The sequence below is a fragment of the Nonomuraea sp. NPDC001684 genome (assembly GCF_053596515.1).
In genome coordinates this window covers 1-2806 of the sequence record NZ_JBSFGJ010000742.1, presented here as the reverse complement: position 1 = coordinate 2806, position 2806 = coordinate 1, and the positions used below count along the sequence as shown (strand labels likewise).

The window sequence follows — 2806 nt, the reverse complement described above, 5'->3', positions numbered from 1 at the left end:
CACGGTGGCGGCGGGCCGCACCAGGACGGCGTGGGCCAGCAGGGCGCCGCACAGCGTGACGGCGAAGGACACCAGCGGCGCGCCGCCCAGCGCGGCGTAGGAGGTGAACAGCGACTCGCCCTGGCTGAAGGCCACCCGCGCCCACGGGAAGCCGCCGACGGGCACCAGGCTGCGGGCCCACTCCATCATCACCCACAGCGCGCCGAACCACAGCGGCCACAGCCGCAGCCGGAACACCAGGGCCGCCAGGGCGGCCATGACGGCGTAGAACACGCTCTCGGTGGCCACCAGCATGACCCACACGTCGTCGCCGATCGTGCGCACCCAGGCCAGGGCCGGGAACAGGAACACGGCGGCGCCCAGATAACCCAGCCACGCGGCGCGCCGGGGACGGGCGCGATAGAGGCCGGCGACGATCAGCCCGATGCCGACCGGCGCGCACAGCCACCAGTCGAGCGGCGGGAAGGCGGTGTAGAGCAGCAGCCCGCCGGCGACCACGGCCGCGACCCGCGCGGCGAGCACCCACCGGCCCTCGCCCTTGGCGCGATCGCTTTCACCTGCGGAGGAGGCGGTCTCGGAGGCGGTCTCGGCGGCGGTGGCGTCCGCCTCGGGAGCCGGTTCGCGCCCGGGGACGGGCGGAACGCTCGTCTTGTCCTGAACCACGCCGGGTCTCCTCGCAAAAATCGCACGCCTGCTTGCGAAAACGCTACCGCCCCGGGGCCGCGCTCAAGCCAGCGGCGCACGCGGAGATCGAAAACGGCCGCTCACAGGCGGCCGGCTGGGTGATCCCGTTTGGGACGGGATCACCCGGCGCGATCCGCGATCCTGCGCACGAGAGCGGGAAGAGGGCCCGGAAACCCTTCGGACCGGACCCGTCTCGTCGGCGGCGAGCGCGGAATTCCGTTGTCTACTGGGCTCCCGGACCCGTCCCGGGTCCAACCCCCCAACCGGTTGGGGTGCCCCGACTCGACGGACCGACGGCCCTGCACCTGGCTGTGTGGACGAAGTCACGCTCCGTCACGGACGCAGGATCCGGCGATGTCAGAGACGGCCAACCGGCCAAGTCCCGTGCTGGACTGCGCAGCAAACTACCGACTCCACCTCAGATGTCAACCGTGTCCCGATCAGCGGGAACATCAAGTTTCCGCAGGTGGGACATGTTCGGCCTGCCGTCGTAAAGCGGATCAAAGCCCATTTGCCGACGTCGGAGACCTGCCCGGCAGGCCCGACAGCGCCTGCGACAACGGCCCTTCGTGGACGACGCCCAGCCGTTGCGTGGCACGCGTCAGAGCAACATACAGGTCGCTCGGCCCGCGTGGCGACTGGGCGGCGATGAGGTCCGGCTCGGCCACGATCACCGAGTCGAACTCCAGGCCCTTGGCGTCGGCCACGCCCATCACCGCGAGGGGCGCGTCGAGGGCGGCGGCCCCGGCGGCCCGTCCGGCGCCGGGCGTGACCACCGCGGCGCCCTCCACCGCCGCGACCAGCCGCGCGCCGAGCGTGTCCAGCAGCGCGTCGGGCACCACCACGGCGACCTTGCCGCCCTCCCCGACCTCGGACCTGGCCAGCTCGGGCAGCGCGGGCAGCGGCGCCGACCAGGGCCGCGCGCCGAGCTCACGCACGGACGTCGGCGCCTCCAGGGCCGGGTCGATGGTGGCCAGCACCCGCGCGGCCACCTCCATGAGCTCCACGGGCGTGCGGTAGTTGACCGTCAGCCGCTCCTGACGCCAGCGCCCGGCCACGTACGGGTCCAGCACCTGCGCCCACGAGCGCGCCCCCGCCGCCGAGCCGGTCTGGGCGATGTCGCCGACGATCGTCATCGACCGCGTCGGGCAGCGCCGCATGACCGCCCGCCAGGCCATCGGCGACAGCTCCTGCGCCTCGTCCACGATCACGTGCCCGTAGGCCCAGGTGCGGTCGGCGGCGGCGCGTTCGGCGGTGGTGAGGTAGGGGCCGTCGCCGCGCTGGCGCTCGGCCAGCCGCTCGGCCTCCATGACGTCGGACAGGCCGGTCAGCTCCAGCACCTCGCGCGCGTAGGCCAGCTCGGCCTCGCGCTGGTGCTCCTCGGCCTGGCGGGCCGCGGCCAGCTCCTCCTCGGCCTGCATCGCCGAGGCGCGCAGCACGTGCTCGTCGATGTCGCCCAGCAACTCGGCGGCCTCGTCCAGCAGCGGCACGTCGGCGTCGGTCCACTCGGCCGAGTCGCGGCGCAGCAGCGCCCTCTCCGCGGGGCTGAGGACGCCCCCCGCCGCGTCGAGCCGCTCGGGCGACCCGTACAGGCCGAGCAGCAGCCGCTGGGGCGTCAGGTACGGCCACAGCCGGTTGAGCGCCGCCTTGACCACCGGCTCGGTCCGCAGTTCCTCGCGCAGGTCGGCCAGCTCGTCGTCGTCGATGAGCCCCTTGCCGATCTTGCGGGCCTGCTGCCGGGCCAGCGCGTTCAGCAGCGACCTGACGAACACCGCGCGCGCCTGGTTGTGCGGGCGGCGCGAGCGCACGGCCTTGTTCTTGGCCGCGTCGAGCATGGCGCGGTCGACGGTGAGCGTCAGCCGGCCCACCGTCAGCTCGATGGGCTTGCGCGGCACCTTCTGCCGCTCGCGCACCGCGCGCTCGATCACCTGGGCCATCCGCGCGTCGCCCTTGACCGCGGCCACCTCCGGACGGTCGCGCCGGGTGGCGGTCACGCCCGGGTACAGCTCGCCCACGGTGGACAGCAGCACGTCGGTCTCGCCGAGCGAGGGCAGGACCTGCTCGATGTAGCGCAGGAAGGTGAGGTTGGGGCCGAGGATGAGTACTCACATGCGCTCCAGGC

The 2806-nt window shown here is 73.5% G+C and carries 1 protein-coding gene and 1 pseudogene; both read right to left on the bottom strand.

The window, feature by feature from the left end:
• A pseudogene (locus ACWCSD_RS51010) lies at positions 1-663 on the bottom strand (apolipoprotein N-acyltransferase); the annotation flags it as partial.
• A 521-nt stretch (positions 664-1184) separates the two neighbouring features.
• Complete coding sequence (locus ACWCSD_RS51005; protein ID WP_449926859.1) at positions 1185-2714, bottom strand: HelD family protein; 1530 nt, start codon at positions 2712-2714, stop codon at positions 1185-1187.
• Between the last annotated feature and the right edge of the window lie 92 nt (positions 2715-2806).